13 protein-coding genes and 1 tRNA gene are annotated in these 18,264 nt (G+C 37.7%); 7 read left to right on the top strand and 7 right to left on the bottom strand.

All coding sequences use genetic code 11. From position 1 onward, the window contains the following. Window positions 1–293 precede the first annotated feature (293 nt). Complete coding sequence (locus tag D9780_RS01090) at window positions 294–1,376, top strand: glycosyltransferase family 2 protein (RefSeq protein ID WP_121638959.1); 1,083 nt, start codon at window positions 294–296, stop codon at window positions 1,374–1,376. 382 nt (window positions 1,377–1,758) lie between these two features. On the opposite strand, the gene D9780_RS01085 is transcribed toward D9780_RS01090, so the two are convergent. Then, on the bottom strand, window positions 1,759–3,171 hold the full coding sequence (locus D9780_RS01085) for an MFS transporter (protein WP_121638958.1): 1,413 nt from the start codon (window positions 3,169–3,171) through the stop codon (window positions 1,759–1,761). Between the two features lie 626 nt (window positions 3,172–3,797). Next, complete coding sequence (locus tag D9780_RS01080; RefSeq protein ID WP_073013107.1) at window positions 3,798–4,103, bottom strand: magnetosome magnetite crystal formation protein family; 306 nt, start codon at window positions 4,101–4,103, stop codon at window positions 3,798–3,800. Window positions 4,104–4,339: 236 nt separating this feature from the next. Here D9780_RS01080 and D9780_RS01075 point away from each other — a divergent pair, with 236 nt between their 5' ends. Beyond that, complete coding sequence (locus D9780_RS01075) at window positions 4,340–4,798, top strand: ferritin (RefSeq protein WP_121638957.1); 459 nt, start codon at window positions 4,340–4,342, stop codon at window positions 4,796–4,798. A gap of 147 nt (window positions 4,799–4,945) precedes the next feature. On the opposite strand, the gene D9780_RS01070 is transcribed toward D9780_RS01075, so the two are convergent. Continuing rightward, window positions 4,946–6,439 (bottom strand): peptide MFS transporter, encoded by a 1,494-nt coding sequence (locus D9780_RS01070; protein WP_121638956.1) that lies wholly within the window; start codon window positions 6,437–6,439, stop codon window positions 4,946–4,948. 326 nt (window positions 6,440–6,765) lie between these two features. On the opposite strand from D9780_RS01070, the gene D9780_RS01065 reads away from it, so the two are divergent. Beyond that, a tRNA-Ala gene (locus D9780_RS01065) sits at window positions 6,766–6,838 on the top strand. Window positions 6,839–7,146: 308 nt separating this feature from the next. Here D9780_RS01065 and D9780_RS01060 read toward each other — a convergent pair. After that, window positions 7,147–7,545: a VOC family protein gene (locus D9780_RS01060; protein ID WP_121638955.1), complete on the bottom strand. Its 399-nt coding sequence runs from the start codon at window positions 7,543–7,545 to the stop codon at window positions 7,147–7,149. 123 nt (window positions 7,546–7,668) lie between these two features. Here D9780_RS01060 and D9780_RS01055 point away from each other — a divergent pair, with 123 nt between their 5' ends. Next, a complete protein-coding gene (locus D9780_RS01055) occupies window positions 7,669–8,400 on the top strand; it encodes a DUF421 domain-containing protein (RefSeq protein ID WP_121638954.1) in 732 nt (243 codons plus the stop codon). Window positions 8,401–8,616: 216 nt separating this feature from the next. Here the strand turns inward: D9780_RS01055 and D9780_RS01050 are convergent, their stop codons facing one another. Both D9780_RS01050 and D9780_RS01045 read right to left on the bottom strand, forming a co-directional pair. Further along, a complete protein-coding gene (locus tag D9780_RS01050) occupies window positions 8,617–9,168 on the bottom strand; it encodes a transcription repressor NadR (RefSeq protein WP_121638953.1) in 552 nt (183 codons plus the stop codon). Between the two features lie 23 nt (window positions 9,169–9,191). Next, window positions 9,192–10,304, bottom strand: a complete 1,113-nt coding sequence (locus D9780_RS01045) for an IscS subfamily cysteine desulfurase (RefSeq protein ID WP_121638952.1) — start codon at window positions 10,302–10,304, stop codon at window positions 9,192–9,194. Window positions 10,305–10,479: 175 nt separating this feature from the next. Between D9780_RS01045 and nadB the strand changes: the two genes are divergently transcribed. The 3 genes from nadB to nadA all read left to right on the top strand — a co-directional run bounded on the left by nadB (window position 10,480) and on the right by nadA (window position 14,190). Continuing rightward, window positions 10,480–12,063: an L-aspartate oxidase gene (gene nadB / locus D9780_RS01040; RefSeq protein ID WP_121638951.1), complete on the top strand. Its 1,584-nt coding sequence runs from the start codon at window positions 10,480–10,482 to the stop codon at window positions 12,061–12,063. Further along, entirely contained in the window at window positions 12,032–12,865 is an 834-nt protein-coding gene (nadC, locus tag D9780_RS01035) for a carboxylating nicotinate-nucleotide diphosphorylase (RefSeq protein ID WP_121641397.1), read from the top strand. Before nadB ends, nadC begins: the two co-directional genes overlap by 32 nt. A 218-nt stretch (window positions 12,866–13,083) precedes the next feature. Beyond that, window positions 13,084–14,190, top strand: a complete 1,107-nt coding sequence (gene nadA / locus D9780_RS01030; RefSeq protein ID WP_121638950.1) for a quinolinate synthase NadA — start codon at window positions 13,084–13,086, stop codon at window positions 14,188–14,190. A gap of 263 nt (window positions 14,191–14,453) precedes the next feature. On the opposite strand, the gene D9780_RS01025 is transcribed toward nadA, so the two are convergent. Further along, window positions 14,454–18,245 (bottom strand): 5'-nucleotidase C-terminal domain-containing protein, encoded by a 3,792-nt coding sequence (locus tag D9780_RS01025; protein ID WP_121638949.1) that lies wholly within the window; start codon window positions 18,243–18,245, stop codon window positions 14,454–14,456. Window positions 18,246–18,264: the final 19 nt, after the last annotated feature.

Below are 18,264 nucleotides of genomic sequence, written 5' to 3'. Positions count from 1 at the left end.
AGGAAAATTCTTATGAAAACACGCCGATAAAATGAACCTTCCATCAGTAGGATTTCCTTTCCCCTCTGATTGTTCGTAATCCAAAGATTTCACCTAAAGGCCACCTCACAAAAGGAAATATAGACGCCGTTACTTTTTAGTGCTTAGACTTGCCCACACATCCTCCGTTTTATGGAAACAGGAATTTCACACCACTTTTATATACAAGATCACTTTGTTTTCTAAAAGGTCTGAGAACTTAACTGAGAATTACCTTGTACTTTTTATAATGAAATAAAAATGGAGGGAAACCAATGCATTCTATAAGCTTGTGTATGATTGTTAAAAATGAAGAAGAAGTCTTGGAGCAATGTTTGCGCAGTGTAGAATCTATTTGCGACGAGATTATTATATTAGATACTGGTTCAACTGATCGTACAAAAGAAATCGCATTACAATTTACAAATAAAGTATTTGATTTTGAATGGGTAGATGATTTTTCTAAAGCTAGAAATAAATCATTTAGTTATGCAACAAAAGATTACATTTTATATCTAGATGCAGACGATGTCGTTCTTCCAGAAGACCTTGATAAACTAAAAAACCTAAAAGAAACAGAATTAAATGACACTATTGATGCCGTATCCATGTACTACCACACTTCATTTGATCAACAAGGAAATCCTACTTTTAAGTTTAGAAGAAATCGTCTTTTAAAAAGAAGTAATCATTTCAAATGGTTTGGAGCTGTCCATGAATACATTTTAGTATATGGTAATATATACCATTCCGATATAGCTATCACTCATCGTAAAGAGGATAAAGAAATAGACCTTTCTACAAGAGATCGCAACTTAAAAATTTACGAAAAACAATTGGAAAAAGGGGTTGAATTTACTCCCCGAGAATTATTTTATTATGCGAATGAATTAAAAGATCATCAACGCTTTCTAGAAGCCATTAATTATTATAAAAAATTCTTAAATTCAGAACGTGGTTGGATAGAAGATGCAATTCGCGCATGTATCTATATGGCTGACTGTTATAAGGCACTGGGTGAAATAGATGAGGAGACAACAGCTTTACTGCATACGTTTAAATTTGACCTCCCTCGGCCAGAAGTGCTTTGTAGACTTGGTGACCATTTTATGAATAAAAATAGTTTTCAAAAAGCAATTAGATGGTATATGTTAGCTCTTACAATTGAAGTAGAGAACGATGCAGGATTTACTAATACCGCTTATACTACCTGGTACCCACATTTACAAATGTGTGTATGTTATTGGCAATTGGGAAATAAACAGAAATCATATGAGCATCATCTAAAAGTAAAAGAGCATGATCCATATTCTGAATTCGCTATTAAAAATGAAGAATTCTTTAAAGACATTCATTAAATGAAAAATCTTGTCACTTATGTTTTTATAAGACAATGTAACAGAACCCGTCAAATACTTTTTAAATCTAAACGCTCTTGATTCACATCCTATTCAGACCACGAAACAATGATGCTGGTATCTCCCACTTAAATTTGTCCAGCTCGAATCTTCTAATTATTTAAGTGGGAGCCATACAGCATCTATAACCGTTATAAATTGCCCTTGCATGGATTGTTTTTCGCAAACATCTGCACATTAGTAAAGCCCTTGCCTTGCGAGATCTTTAAATCATGCTGTTCACACAGGATATCTTGATAAAACTTGCGTACACCAAGCTGACCATAGTGTTGTATAAAATGGATTATCAGCTTTATTCACCACAAGTTATGTTGGTAAGTCACTACACTTTCTTTAATATACGAAGCGTAATAACGAGAGCAATGATTGTAATCAATGTTAGTGCTAAAAAAACATCTGAATAAAACGGCGCATCTAACTCATAAATAGGGTTAATGGCATTCTCCCCTTTACGACGTATGGCTAAGAAAGCCCCCATCAACGCTGAACCTACACCTGTACCTAAGAATAAAGCGCCTTGGAATAATCCCATTCCTACTCCTACCAGTTCTTTGTTCAATGTAGATACAGCAAAGTTATTCGCAGGAGAATTTATGAGCGAATAAGCAATCCCGCTTCCTAACACGCCTATCGATAACATAATGGGGGATCCTCCTGCAAAAAGGGAGAGAAAGAACGTAGAGGCACCCATACATAGCAGACCAGCTATTAACAGAAGTTCATGTTTTATACGGTCAGATAATCTTCCTATAATTGGTGATAAAATGGCAACAGCCGCTCCTCCTGGTAACAGGAGCATTCCAGCCTCACCGGGTGAAAGTCCATTCACTTCCACAACTAACAGTGGAATAAATACAAGAATAGGGAAATAAGCAAACATGGACAAAAAAATGATGAGCACAGAACGAACATACGCATAATTTTTTAACAAGATCGGTGGAATAAATGGTTGACTAGCGGTTCGTATTCGAATGATTAAAATAACTAGAGCAACGAACGATACACCTAAACATATCATCGTTAAATAAGAAGTTAAACCTTGATTTTCAGATAAAGTAACACCTAACAAAAAGAAACCTATCGTTAGACCGAGTGAAATACCACCTATGACATCAAATGTTTTGTTTCTTTCACTCTCTAAAGGATAAATTTTTTGCATGGAAATCTGCGCACTTATTGCAATAAGCACCCCTAAAATAAATGTGATCCAAAATAAAGCTTTCCAACCTAGCCATTGTCCGACAAGTCCTCCAAAAATTGGGCCGCCAGCAGTTCCGATACCAATACTACCAGCAACAATTCCTAAAACGATACCACGTTGACCTGGTGGATACACTCTAGAAATAACGATAATAGAAACGACGGACACGGAAGCCATTCCAGCGCCTTGAATCATCCTTCCAAATACTAGCATGTTTAGATCCATCGCAAGTGCAGCAATAAGATTGCCTAATGTTAAAATGAATACACCTATCGTGAACAACTTTCTCGCCTCTACAAAATCAGAAATACGTCCATAAAAAGGAATGGCTATTGCCAAAACAAGTGCAACACCACCAACTATCCAACTCGTTTGAGCTTCAGACGCCCCTAAGTCATTACCAATCATACCTAATACAGGCGTAACCATGTCGACAGTAACCCCAGATAATAACACGGAGAATGCTAAAGTCATGATTAACAAAACATTTTTACCGTGTTGCGTGTTTCGATTATAATTTAATTGTTTATCCATTATTTTTCCTCCTAAATAGTGTAATACAATTTTAGGAGGAAATTTCTATTGTTTTAACCACTTCCAACACTCCTGAGAAGATAATATAAGTACTTCGCTCTTTTTAACGTTTTTAGCCAAGAAGTCTCCATCTTCAAGCGTGTGAAGGGTGAAATCCCAGCGGTAAGGTGGAGATGAATTGGCTTTCGGTCAAGTACGTCTTTAGACGTGCTAATTGACCGAACGCATGTTACCATAAGAGCATGAAGTGTTCTTTGAAAACTGGATATATGAGATTGCATGGAGAAACTAATAATGCGAAAACCAAGCGAATCCTTCCATGCGTAAAATATCCAAGGTACGAAAGAAACTCCGATTCGTCGGACATCTAGGGCAGGAACTTCCCGAAGTAACGCTCATGGAGACGAAAGGTTGCTTTCGTCGTGGAAATGAGAAGCTCCCACTTCAAGCGAAGCTAAGTGGTGAGTAGTTCACAACTAAATCTATCATACCATAAAAAAAACCAAAAAAACTAAGCGTTAATTTATATATTTCTTAATATTAAAACGGAATGACGTAAAGTGTTTTCACACCACTCCTGCTATTTTTCATCCATATTTTAGTCAACGTGAGGCATTTTTATTTGTCTAAGCTGTAGAACCTCCTTGCAAAACTTTAACTCCTTTAACTAAATTGAGAATAAAATAATATGCATTTATAACCACTACTGTTGCTATCGCTAAAGTGGTTACATTTTCATTTAAGTTACTTATCAAAAGAGCAATGAATGCTCCAATAACCGTTATCGCAGGAATTAAATGTATAAACAAAGCACTTTTAGCATGGTTTTTAATACCTCTATCTGATAAGAAATAAACAACAATGGGAAAAATAAACGGAGCAAAAAATACGCTAAAATAACAAAGTGAAGATAAAATGTGTTCGGATTTCATTGTCATTTCACCTCATCGATTGATTTGATAAATTTATATTACCATAAAAATAGGCGAAATTACCTTACAATGTCGAAAGGTTGATATAACATTTCATCTACCTTTAACACATTTCCAGCGATATGAAGGAGATGTTTTTTTGTTTTAAAAAGAAATAATATCGCACGATATTTTAGAACATCATTTTCATTGGGGCATAACCTATTATGGAAATGTAAATTTGGGAGGTATATAATATAGTAAAAGAAGAAGCTCGGCAACTATTGAATCAACTCATTCAGATTGAGCATATATCAACAACTTTGCATTTAGCTATGTTAGCCTACTTAGATCGTAAAAACTACACTGGTATTGCAAAGTGGTTAAGGTTGCAATCGGAAGAAGAGAGAACGCATATGCTAACTTTAATTGATTTTTTAACTGGAAAAGACGGCATTGTGAAGCTAAGTGATGTTCCTCAACAACCAAGTGATTTCGGAACGCCACTTGAAATTTTTAAAAAAGTTCTTGAACATGAACAATATGTAACAAATGCTTATGGACAGGCTTATCATTATATAACACAAGTGGATCCACAAACAACTGTTATCGTTCTTGAATTTTTCAGAGAGCAAATTGATGAAGAAGCGCAAACATTAACGATTGTCGAACGATTGAAATCGGCAAACAATACTCCATCAGCCTTATTGCATTAAGTCAAAGACAGAATGCAGGAGGTACTGCATGATTGCGTATCATAGCGGACTGACGCACTCTAATGTGTGATAAATCTTGAACTGCGTGGACTAAATGTCGCCTGTCTCATTATAGATAGAATATCCTTCATGAGACAGGTGTAAATCTTAACGAATCCCTCTCATAAACTCTTGAATTTTTGGTGACATTAATAGTAAAATTACTCCTAGTAAAATTGCACCCCCGCCAATAACACCGAAATAAATAATTTCCGTAGTTGGCTGATAAAGTTTCACAATTTGCGCATTAATTGCTTGGGCAGAAGCGTTTGATAGAAACCACAGACTCATTGTTTGGGCTGAAAATGCAACTGGTGCAAGTTTGGTAGTTGCCGATAAACCGACAGGCGATAAACATAGTTCACCAATAACAACGAGTAAAAAGCTAAGCACTAGCCAGATAGGATTCACTAACGTTTCCGTTCCATTAATAGCTGCTGGAATAATCATGACTAAGAATGATAGCCCAGCAAAAAACAGACCGAGAGAAAATTTTTTGGACGTTGATGGTTGTCGTTCACCCATCTTAATCCATATTCCAGCAAATACAGGCGCTAAAACAACAATAAATAATGGGTTTAACGATTGAAACCACGATGAGTGTAGCTCTATACCTAAAAATTCCAATTGTGTCCGTTTGTCTGCATATTCAGCTAGAATGATAGATCCTTGCTCCTGTATTGCCCAAAACATGATCGCGGCAATGAATAAAGGAATATAAGCAAGCAGACGTGATTTTTCATCTTCATTTGTTTTAGGGCTACGATACATGACAATAAAATATATGGTAGGAATAAGAATTCCGAGTATGCTCACAAGGTAAGTAAATCGGTTAATTGTTAATATGCCTGTCGATATAGTAACAAAGCCTAATATAATAATAAGAATAATTCCAATCGTCATTTGGCCAAATACTTTTTTCTTTTCATTTTTAGCGAGTGGATTAGGTACATACGTGCCGGCTAAACCGAGGTATTTCTTTTTTGTAATTACAAAAACAATGAGACCTAATAACATACCAATTGCTGCTACACCGAAGCCTAAATGAAAGTTATATTCTTGGCCTAATGTGCCAACAATTAAAGGTGCAATTAGTGCCCCCATATTTATACCCATATAAAAAATACTAAACGCTGAGTCCCGTCTTACATCCGATAAGCGGTAAAGATCACCAACTACACTAGAGACGTTCGGCTTCAACAAGCCTGTACCCATAATAATTAAAAACATAGATAAGAATAATCCTGTTACTCCAGCAGGTAACGCTAATACAATGTGACCAACCATAATTAATACCCCACCATAAAACACCGTTTGCTGTGTTCCTAATAGCCTATCAGCAATCCATCCTCCAATAATTCCTGACATATACACAAGTGATCCGTAAATTGCCATAATAGATTTAGCAGTATCATCAGCGATACCTAATCCACCACTTGCAATCTCGGTATACATGTAATAAAGTAACAGCGCGCGCATTCCATAATAGGAAAAACGTTCCCAAAATTCGGTGAAGAAAAGTGTAAACAAACCTTTTGGATGACCAAAAAACCCCGTCTGGGGGACGCTATTTACAATTTCTTCTTTACTATATGCTGACATGATTCAAACTCCTTCAGAATAGACTGATAATTTTTCTTCAAGATGTTTTTATGGTACTCCTCCCATTTTTAAACGTCAAATGGCGGAAAAATCAGACATTTAAGCATATACATTTGTTTTCCCCATTTGTAAAAAGGTTGGCTAACTCTATTGTAATAATAGTTCCATGCGTTCTAAGACAACGCATCTATTTAGCATGGCATTCGTGTTTCTGTGGGAGTAACATTCAATAATTCGTCATTTTTAAATATTTTTGCAGCATTTCATGGTTCATATACTTGAAATAATATCCGCAATTATTTATAATAAGACTTATGTTTATATTTGGGGTCATAGCTCAGCTGGGAGAGCGCTACGCTGGCAGCGTAGAGGTCAGGGGTTCGATCCCCCTTGACTCCATTAATAAAAAGGGATGCAGTAATATTACTTACTGCATCCCTTTTGCCATAATATGAAGAATGTGATAGCATCATCCAGCTCTTTCTAATCTACTTATCAGTTACATCTCTTATTGCTTCTGACTTTTGTCCCTTCATTTAAAACAAAATCATCCCAAATATGTGTTTCTATATTTCTCACCGTATTTATAAAAGCCGTACCGTTTGCAGTGACACCCGTTTAATATTTTCGTTCTCCCTTAGCCTCAAATTTTATACCTTCTTATACTATTCACCCTAAAAAATGTATACTTCTTATAGTTCATGGAACTACTCAGGAGCTACTAGCTCCACTTTTATTCGATCTGGGTCCTCAAAGTATACAGCATAGTGGTCATCTCCACCAGCAAATGGATGCTGCTTTTTATACAGTATAGCAATTCCTTTATTTTTTAATTTCTCCGTCATATCATCTACGTGTTGACGTGAGTCAGCATAAAAGGCAAGATGATTTAAACCAACTCGACATCTATGATAAGTCACATCCAGAAATCGTTCTTCTGCTTGTACAAAAACAATGTATGTCTCACCTTTTTTCCAACTTTGTCCACTTTCCCATTTTTGAAAAGCACTGTATCCCAATTCCTCCAGAAACCATCCCCAAAAATGTGTGGATGTTTTTAAGTTAGAAACGTATAACTCTATATGGTGAATAAGCCCTTTTGACAAAAATAACACTCCCATCACCTTCAATTTTTATCCGTTTCATGAAAATAATATTATTTTAGTTGTAAATAATTATACATTTTTGTGTCATATTAAAGGGTACAGTTTTCTCTATGAGGTGATTGGATGGAACACGGATTAGAAATTTTAAAAATTTTAGGTCGAATAGTCACCATTTTACCACTAGCACTATTTGCGACTATTTTTATGGGAAAACGCTCCATTGGAGAATTGCCAGTGTTTGATTTTTTAGTTATTTTAACTTTAGGTGCTGTAGTTGGTGCTGATATTGCAGATCCAGAGGTAAATCATATTTATACAGCCATTGCAATTATAGCAATTGCTTTACTTCAGAAGTTAGTGGCAATGTGGAAAATTAACAATCGCAAAATAGGCCGTTTGTTAACATTTGAACCTACAATGGTCATTTATCAAGGACAATTTTTAGTGAAGGAAATGAAAAAAATACAGTACCCCATTGATACTATTTTACAGATGTTACGAGCCCAACAAATTTTCAATGTAAAGGATGTTGAAATAGCGATCATTGAAGCAAATGGATATTTATCTATTAAATTATATCCTGAAAAGGAAGCTGCACGTGCCGAACATATTATAACGCAACCAAGAAGTCCCGCTAAGGGGATTGATGTACCAGTTGTTATTGATGGAACAATTTATGAACACGTTCTTTCTTCGAGAAATTTAAATACAACTTGGCTTTATCAAGAATTGGAAAGAAAAAATATTTTTGATGTAAAAAAAGTGTTTTATGCAGCTGTTAACGATCTGAATGAACTCCATGTTAGCATAAAAAACTCAAATAATCCGCCAAACCTACCACCTATTCTACATTAGAAAGCTTAGCTTATTGCTAAGTATGACAAAACACGATAAAACCTTAAAGCTATATGCTTTGGTATGGATGGAAAAGGATGTATCCTTTTCCATCATGAGGGAGTACTTCAAGCAAACCTATATAAAGTAGCAAAACCGTCCACACCCTCCCGCCTTGAACTTCTTCTATCTTTTTGCACAGCACGAAAGGTTTATTTACTCTTTAGATGCCCGTAATCACTCTCTTATATCGTAATGATCCAACAAGAATCCTGCTTGCTTTAAAGCCATTTCTGCTTCGTTAATTTGTTCTTCTTTAGTAGCAACTAATGTATGCAGATGCACCCCTTCTGTAAGCTGAGACAGATATGCTGCACCAGTAGAAGTAATTTTTTTAATAAATTGCTCTACTTCCTTACGATTGGATACCATAATCGAAGCTGTTAGATCGCCATATACGAGATGTTCAATCGTTACATCCTTTACTGTCACACCATGGTCAACAATAATATGTAATTCCGCCTCTGCCTCATCAGGGGTATGCTCGCAAGCGATGGTCTTTTCTACACTCTCGGTAGCTGACGCTTGTAAATACATATACCCTTGACTTGTTGCAATAATTGGTTCGCTTCTCGCTTTTAACAAAGTCACATCATTAACAATAACTTGCCGGCTGACATTTGTTCTTTTAGCTAATTCACTACCAGTAATCGGTTTGCTCGCATCCTTTAATACGCTTAAAATGAACTGCCTGCGTTCTTCACCAAGTACTTTTTTCTGTTTTTGCAAACTCCTTCACCTACTTCTTGATTTCAAGTTACAATTTCCTTTAATATTTTTACCAATTCCATAACGTCTTTTTCTTTCGTATCTTTTCCAAAAGAAATACGGATAAATTCCTTCTGCCTTTCCTGTGTATAACCCATTGCTAGCATTGTTTTCCCAGCTGTCGGTAACGCTTGACCACATGCGGAGCCAGTTGATATACAAACACCTTTGCGATTACATTGTAACATAATGAATTGTCCTTCATAATGATGCATTGCCAAACCAACAATATGAGGAAGTTGCGATACAGACGATTCAATCACTTGATAGCAATCCTTCAACTCACGCTTTAACTTTATTAAAAACAGTCGACGTAAAGCATCTGCATGATCTACTTCTGCTCTCGTATACTTTACTGCTGCCGCAACAAAAGCTGCAATACCTGGGGTGTTGACGGTTCCACCACGAACACCGTGCTCATGTGTTTGTAAAGGAAAAATCCCTTTAATCGCCAACCTCGGTTGTATGTAAACTGCCCCCACACCTTTTGGACCATACAATTTATGTGAAGAAATGGAAAAACTGTCAACAACCTGATGCAGCTTGGAAAAATCCACTTTACCAAAGGCTTGGACAGCATCGGTATGGAAAACAATTTCTGGAGGTAGTAGCTGTTGAATTTTTTGAAGTGGTTGAATAGCGCCAATCTCTGCATTGACATAGCTAATGGTTACCATAATCGTATCCGATCGAATTGCTTTTTCTAGTTGCTGTACATCTACTTGTCCTTCTTTTGTATATGGAATCTTTGTTATTTCAAATCCCTTATTCTCCAAATAAGCTAATGCTGAAAAAACCGAAGCATGTTCTGCTTGCGATGTGATAATGTGCTTTCCGTTGTTCGACTGACTTAAGGCAAGGGACACAATTGCTAACTGATTGGATTCTGTACCGCCTGATGTAAAATAAAGCCCTCTTACCGGAACATGTAATAACCTCGCTAACTTTTCTCGGCTGTTTTCTAGTATTTCTTTTGCTTCTCCCCCAATATGATGTAAGCTACTCGTATTTCCCCAATAGTTTGCAGCAACTTGCTGATAAATAGCTAACGCTTCCTCATCCATCGGCGTTGTCGCAGCGTAATCAAAATATAGCATGTTTATCTCCCCTCTTTCTTTCTGAAATTTATATTTTTAGAGAAAAGAGCTCCTTTTATCTCCCTTCTTAGAAAACAACGGAAGTCAAAACAGTTTTTAGTAAAAAAACACTTGTATTTAGTTTAATTGTATGTAATGATATGTGTCAAGACACATGTAAAAAGGTGAATTTACAGTGAAAAAGACAGACATCATTATTATTGGTAGCGGAATTGCTGCATTACAACTTGCCAACCAACTTCAAGAGCAATTAAATGTGACAATAATCACAAAGAAAGCTATAACAAGTAGTAATTCCTATCGTGCGCAAGGTGGTATAGCTGCTGCTATTTGTCCAGACGATGACACCTTCAACCATTATCAAGATACGATCATTGCTGGCGATCAGCACGGGAATGCCACAGCGATTTATGATTTAGTTACAGAAGGCAGGCTATTCATGCAAAATTGGGTTAAACTTGTCCCATTTGATACACATGCAAACGGAAAAATTTCTTTAGGCTTAGAAGGTGCCCATAGTAAAGCTAGAATTGTTCATTGTGGCGGGGACCAAACGGGTAAATATGTCATCCATTTTTTGCTTGACTCATTGCGTTCCTCTACACGTGTTCACTGGATAGAAAACGAGATGGTCATCGATTTATTACAAAATGAATCAGGTCGATGTATTGGCGTTACAACAAAAGACACAAATGAAGTCTCTCATATGTATATGGCTAACCATGTCGTGTTAGCAACAGGCGGTGCTGGTGAACTGTATACAAATACATCTAATGCTTCCTCTGTTACAGGCGATGGAATAGCGCTTGCTTACCGAGCAGGGGCAAAAATTTGTGATATGGAATTTTTTCAATTTCACCCAACACTGCTCTATATAAATGGGAAAAGTGTTGGACTTATTTCTGAAGCTGTTCGCGGCGCAGGTGCTAGATTAATCAATGATGCAGGCGAACAAGTTATGAAAGATGTTCATCCACTAATGGACTTAGCACCAAGGCATATCGTTGCTCAGCAACTATTTCAACAAATAAATAGTCGCAGAAACATATATTTAGATATTCGACAGGTAAAAGATTTCTCTACCAAATTCCCAGCTATAACAAAGATGTTGCAACAGCACGGAATATCTATAAAAACAGGTAAGATTCCTGTTGCCCCAGGTGCCCATTTTATGATTGGAGGTGTCCTAATTAATGAATATGGAGCTACCTCCGTAAAAGGTTTGTACGCCATTGGTGAAGTAGCCGCTAGTGGCGTGCATGGTGCCAATCGCCTTGCTAGCAATTCTTTATTAGAAGGACTTGTTTATGGAAAGCGCCTTGCATCCTATTTACAACAGGTGAGCAGTTCGCAGACGATGGATTTTACACCAAAGAAACAACATCGTGAGCAACTAACCGACATCCCTTTTACCAAAAGAGAAATCCAACAATCCATGATGCAAGCTGTTGGAATTATTCGTGATCATGATCGTTTATCCAAACAATTAAGCTGGCTAAATAAGCATCCCAATGACACTTTTAGACAGATAGAACAATGTAGTCTTTCCACCATTCAAAATTATTTTATGTGGATTGTCGCACGTCTCATGACAGAATCTGCCTTACTTCGGACAGAAACAAGAGGCTGTCATATTCGCGCTGATTTCCCGAATAAAGATAACGAACATTGGCTACAAAAACGAATCATTCATTACCAAAGTAATGACAGAATGGAGGTCACTTATGATACCCCTGATACAATTAAAAGCCATGCTTAATTCATTTTTTCTAGAAGATATTGGACATGGTGATATCACAAGTCAACATTTATTCGATTATCATACGCAGGGGACACTTACATTGCTTGCGAAAGAAGAAGGCATTTTTTGTGGGGCAGAAATAATCGACGTTGGCTTTCCGATAGTGCATCCGCTTGTGCAAATAGATCGCAAAAAGAATAACAGTGATCAACTAGTGGCTGGTGATGTAATCGCAACTGCAACAGGACCCATGATCCATCTATTACAAGCAGAAAGGGTTATACTGAACCTCATTCAGCGAATGAGCGGTATTGCTACACGCACATACAAAGCAGTAGAAATGGTCAAAAACACAGATGTGAAAATTTGCGATACAAGAAAAACCACACCTGGATTACGTATGTTAGAAAAACAAGCGGTGCGCTCTGGTGGTGGATATAATCATCGCTACGGTTTATATGACGCCGTGATGATTAAAGATAATCATATTGCCTTTTCGGGCTCTATAACCAATGCCGTACAACGAATAAAGTCCAAGCTCGGTCACACCGTCAACATTGAAGTTGAAATTGAAACAAAGGATCAATTGCTAGAGACAATCTCTAATAAAGTCGATATCATTATGTTTGATAATTGTTCTCCAGAAACTATTAAACGTTGGATACACCATGTTCCAAAAACAATCATTACAGAAGCATCTGGTGGGATTTGGTTTGATCAATTACTTGCATACGCGAATAGCGGTGTAAATTATATTTCATTAGGTAGCTTAACCCATTCAGCACCTTCACTGGATATTAGTGCGTCTGTATATCGTTAACGCATGCACATGGATGTTCCCGTCTTATGCAAGTGTAACAACGCGATCAGAAGAAAAAATTATAAAGTCATTGTTATTAACGAACTGACAACAAAAATCGCTAGAAAAACTTAGCTTAACACCAAATCTTTATGGAAGAAAAAAATGCCGTTCTACTTATGCTATTAACCAAAAATGTATACATTTTATATCGTGTAAACGAAAGGGGTTTTTTATACATGGATCTACTTCAAGAACTGATTTCATCGACCAACTCTATTCCAGAAGAATATTTGCATGTATCACAACAAGAAATGGAGGAACGGGTGAAACAAATAAAGAATGATTTAGGAGAAGCCTTATTCATCCCCGGTCATCATTATCAAAAAGACGAGGTTATCCAATTCGCCGATGCTGTTGGAGATTCTCTTCAACTTGCCCAAGTCGCGGCACAAAATAAATCTGCCTCTTATATTGTATTTTGTGGGGTGCATTTTATGGCAGAGACGGCTGATATGTTAACCACTGATGAGCAGATCGTGCTCTTACCAGATAGAAGAGCAGGCTGTTCTTTAGCAGATATGGCTGATATTTACCAAACGGAACGTGCTTGGGAGAAACTGATGCAACAATTTGGCGAATCCATCCTCCCGTTAACCTATGTCAATTCAACAGCAGCAATTAAAGCATTTGTTGGTCAACATGGGGGAGCTACGGTTACATCTTCCAATGCCCATCAAATGGTGAACTGGGCATTTACACAAAAAGAACGGATTTTATTTTTGCCTGACCAACATTTAGGTAGAAATACGGCTTCTGATCTCGGGATTGTTGAAACAGAAATGGCAGTATGGGATCCAATCCAAGAGGAACTTCTTTTTTCTGGGAATGTGAAAGATGTTAAAGTAATTTTATGGAAGGGACATTGCTCTGTACACGAAAATTTCACGTTAACCAATGTTGAATATATAAGAAAAGAACATCCCAGCATGCATATCATCGTTCACCCCGAATGCAAAAAGGAAGTGGTTGATGCCTCTGATTATAATGGTAGCACGAAATATATTATTGAAACGATAAAACAGGCAAAAACAGGATCTGCCTGGGCAATTGGAACAGAGATGAATCTTGTCCAACGAATCATTCACAACCATCCAGATAAACATATCATTTCACTAAATCCGTATATGTGTCCATGCTTGACTATGAATCAAATTGATTTACCACACCTCCTTTGGTCTTTAGAAAGTATAAAGAAAGGAAAGCCTGTCAATCAAATTACAGTCGATAAACAGACAGCTTGCCAAGCTCGTTTAGCACTTAATCGTATGTTGGAAAGGGGATAAGCGTAGACTTTTCTAAAAATAAAAAATCGTGGAGAACACCAAAGTTGTTGTGATCCACGATTTTTAAATTTACTGGGGCTTGTACTTCATCCTTTTCACTCAAGGAACACTCTTTTTTTTCTTATACTATAGACCTTTAAATTCTTATACTATTCTATAGTGAATAGTGATAAAAATGGTTCCAATCTTTAAAGACAACAATGATTGGAACCACTCTTCATAAATTTCATCTATTTATATCTCTAACCCTTTCTCCAAAACAGTCAACTTGCTTTGTTTGCTATATATCTTTTTCTTAGATACAACGCTACACCGCCACCCAAAAGCGCTAATCCAATGAATATCAGATTATAAAGATTAGTTGCTGTGTTTGGTAATTTACTTCCATCATCATGTTGACTTCCTGCTGTTCCTAATGCAGTATGTTTCGTACCTCCTGTCAACGTGCCATTACCGTTGTCACTCATCGAGCTGTTGTCGTCATTATCTCCATTATCATCATAGTTATCTTTCCCTAGCGTGTTCCCACCATCATGCTTCTCTTGCTTATTGGCGTTGTTACCGTCATTTCCAACATCAACATTTGTTCCATCACCGTTATCGCCATTGTCTGTTCCTGGATTTTTTGTCGGTTCTTCTTCATCTTTTGCAACGGAAATTCTTCCTTCCGCTGCATATAAAAACGGGTCATCCTCTGTGGAGTTTAAACTTTTAACAAATTCAACTGTTGCATCAAGATCAGTCGGACCCATGACAGGGTTTTTACCACGGTCACTAATCGGACGATATTTCGACCCTTTTGAAGTTCCCATAAAATTATTCACCGTTAAAGTAAACGTTTTGTCTTCCTCAATTGGCGTTCCATCTGGATACGTAACATTTACCACTTTGCTCGCCTCGGGGTCCCACGTATAATGAAAACCGCTAATGCTATAATCCGGTCCGTATTCTTTCGACAGTTGTGCATTAATAATTGGTACTAAATCTTTTCCTTTAATTTCAAATTTCATTAGTGTATTACCGAATGGCTGAATATTGTACAAGTCTCCCCACGTTACTTTTCCAGCTAATAAATCGTCGCGAATGCCGCCACCATTCATCATTGCAAAATCACTATTCATAACCGACTTCATTCCATCTGCTAGCAGATTCCCCAACCCGTGATCACCATCATTGCTGTAATCACCCGTTAAATCTGTTGCATTATAGCCAATCACTTCATTCATCATCGGCGCAATTTGATGTTCATATTTGGTTAAAATTTTACTGACATTCGGATCTGCTTCGTAATCGCTTTGCTTTACAAATACTACTTCTGCATCTTTTTTCACAATATCACCAGTCGTGCGATCAATTTCCACATCTACATCAGCAAAAGCTTTTCCATATTCGGAAGCTTGAACAATAAGCTTATTATCCACGACACCATCTACAACTTGATGATTATGCGCAGCAAAGATAATATCCACAGCATCATTTACTTCTCTTGCTAGATTAGCAGCTTCACCAGTTGCCCCGTCACCTGCTTGATCAGCTGGAATATGTGCTAATACCGCAATTGCTTCGACACCTTGCTGCTGTAATGTAGCTACTGCTTCATTGACAGCCGCCACTTCATCCGTAAATTGGATATCAGCAATTCCATCAGGCATGACCATACTAGCTGATGCTTGTGTGTTCACACCGATAAAACCGATTTTTTCACCATCCACTTCTTCAATATGAAATGGTGGTAAAATCGTCTCGCCACTCTCCTTATCCACACAATTCGCACAAAGCTGTGGGAAATTCATTCCATCATAGCCTTCTGTACCTTTCCCTTCTGGGTGTTCGCCACCGTTTACCATGCGCATAAATTCTGTCGTTCCTTCGTCAAACTCATGATTTCCAACTGTACCGACATTAAAGCCAATTTCTTCTAAAATTTCCACCGTTGGCTCATCTTGTAGTAGTCCTGAAACAGGTGAACTTCCACCAATCATGTCACCAGCATGTACCATGAACGTATTCGGATTATCCTGCTCTCTTTCCTTTAAAGCTGATGCCACAAAATCCATGCGCCCATACGTATCAAAAACACCGTCCCCATCAGGATCTAAATTGTATTGCTGATCAATTTTCCCATGTAGATCATTCATGCTTAAAAATTGTACAAGCAGATTATCTTCGGATGGATTTTCTGTATTAATAGGTTGATACCCATAAGATTCTGCTTCTTCCGGACTGGAGAAGAACACACGCTTTTCTACCGGCACATCTTCCCAATCATCTGGTACTACATATTCTTTTGTAGCTGAATTACCGACATAACGTAAAAAGCCTTTTTGATCATCATTTGCGCGGAAAGCAAACGGTAATTCCAATAATGGATTGGCTTCATCCCAAATACCTAAGCCTTGATCTTTTGCTTCTTTCACCGCTTGTTGATATTTTGGATATGCTTTTTCATCCATTGGTGCAATAAAGTAAGAGACAGCATAGCCATCACGAACCATTTCCAAGTTTACATTTTCCCCATCAGCAGTAATGACTTCTGCAAGGAGACGACCGTAATCATCTGTCGGCTGTTCTCCGACTTTGACGGTAATTTTGTCCCCAGGTTGAATATAGGTTTGAATATGCTTTGTCGCTTCATCACCATGATATTTTTGATTTTCATTTATTTCCTGACGTTCTGGAGCTTTATTTTTTGCTGCATAGGTCTCTGGCGTATCCATATTAACAAACCGAACACGGTCACTACCGAAGACAGGATCAGCAATGCGGATCGTATCGCCATCTGTAATTTTTTCCACCGTTGTTTCATATTCGCCAGCTGCTGAAGGTGGCTCGGGCTGTTGCTGCGCTACTTGTACGTCAGCTTGCTCCGTTGGAAAAATCTGATAATCGTTGTATTGACTAACAATTCCCGTAACATCATACCACTGTTTCTCAGCAACTTGACGAATATCTATCGCATTTTCCATGATTCGTAATAACATCGCATTATAGTCTTGATCAATAAATGACACATTATAGCCGCCACCCGCTGGAGAGCTAGGAATAGAAGAAATATATCCATTGACACGTACGAGCTCGCCTTCATAGGATTCGGCTACCTCTTTATTTTGTAAATCTTCCAACGTTATATGCTGTACTTCTGGTAAAGCCTGTCCTTGTTCAAGTACTTCAATCGAAGCTGGAACAACTTCCTTTAGCCCCTTATAGGAGGCTGTAGTTCCGATTACCTTCACACGATCTCCTTTTTGTACCTCAGGTAAGTCTCCTTGTTCAAAGTTAAACAGATTAACCCCAGCGGTTTCATCCTGCATGTATGTACTAAACTGGTTGCCATTGCTCAATGCTTCGGAATTAGCTGTCACAATCCCTTCCACAACAACTTCGGAACCATTCGCTAACTGTCTTGCTTCCGCAATCGTGCTCACTTCTGGATCAGGGTCTGGATCCGTTGGTTCACCTGGATCTTGTTCCCCTTCCCCGTCCATCGTATGGCTTCCTAAATAAGTAAATATATCTTTCCCATAATCCGTCCATTGGTCTATACGAAAAGTAGCAGTTGGTGAGGACACATTAGCATTTCTGACGAACGTCTTGTCTTTAGCAAAATCAGAATCATCCCCTATTTCACCAAAAACATCGATGATTTCGCCATTCTTTTCTAACGCAATCGCGTCGTTTCCATTAAAGTTAACCACTGCTGATGTAAGATCCGTTACTTGTTGAACAGCAGCATCTGCATCTCTATGCGAGAGTACGAACACATCGCCATTTTTAAGTATCCCTTTTAAGGTTTCCGTATTTGTAGGTTCTGTTTTGCCATTACTGTACAAATGCAACTGATAGTTTGCTAGATTCACGTCAGCTCCTGTACCATTATAAATTTCAATGGCTTTATTAAAAGAGCTCCCTTCTACATACTCAGTTATAAACAAATCTTCTGCTTCCACATCACCTTTCTCTGCTGCAATCGCAGTCGATGTTGGAACTAGATTTGAAAATACCAAAGCAATAATGAACACCACGTAACATAATTTCTTTCTTAATTGGTTCCCCATACATACCCTCCATTTTAGT

Source organism: Virgibacillus sp. Bac330 (assembly GCF_003667845.1).
Lineage (GTDB): Bacteria > Bacillota > Bacilli > Bacillales > Amphibacillaceae > Virgibacillus > Virgibacillus chiguensis.
Note: the sequence above shows the minus strand (reverse complement) of the source record. Positions and strands in the feature narration are given on the sequence as shown.

What these genes read in the sequence shown, in the direction of transcription:
- D9780_RS01070 (WP_121638956.1), bottom strand. Translation starts at nt 6,439, where the DNA reads ATGTCAGCATATAGTAAAGAAGAAATTGTAAATAGCGTCCCCCAGACG.
- D9780_RS01025 (WP_121638949.1), bottom strand. Translation starts at nt 18,245, where the DNA reads ATGGGGAACCAATTAAGAAAGAAATTATGTTACGTGGTGTTCATTATT.
- D9780_RS01080 (WP_073013107.1), bottom strand. Translation starts at nt 4,103, where the DNA reads ATGAAATCCGAACACATTTTATCTTCACTTTGTTATTTTAGCGTATTT.
- nadA (WP_121638950.1), top strand. Translation starts at nt 13,084, where the DNA reads ATGGATCTACTTCAAGAACTGATTTCATCGACCAACTCTATTCCAGAA.
- D9780_RS01090 (WP_121638959.1), top strand. Translation starts at nt 294, where the DNA reads ATGCATTCTATAAGCTTGTGTATGATTGTTAAAAATGAAGAAGAAGTC.
- D9780_RS01045 (WP_121638952.1), bottom strand. Translation starts at nt 10,304, where the DNA reads ATGCTATATTTTGATTACGCTGCGACAACGCCGATGGATGAGGAAGCG.
- D9780_RS01055 (WP_121638954.1), top strand. Translation starts at nt 7,669, where the DNA reads ATGGAACACGGATTAGAAATTTTAAAAATTTTAGGTCGAATAGTCACC.
- D9780_RS01085 (WP_121638958.1), bottom strand. Translation starts at nt 3,171, where the DNA reads ATGGATAAACAATTAAATTATAATCGAAACACGCAACACGGTAAAAAT.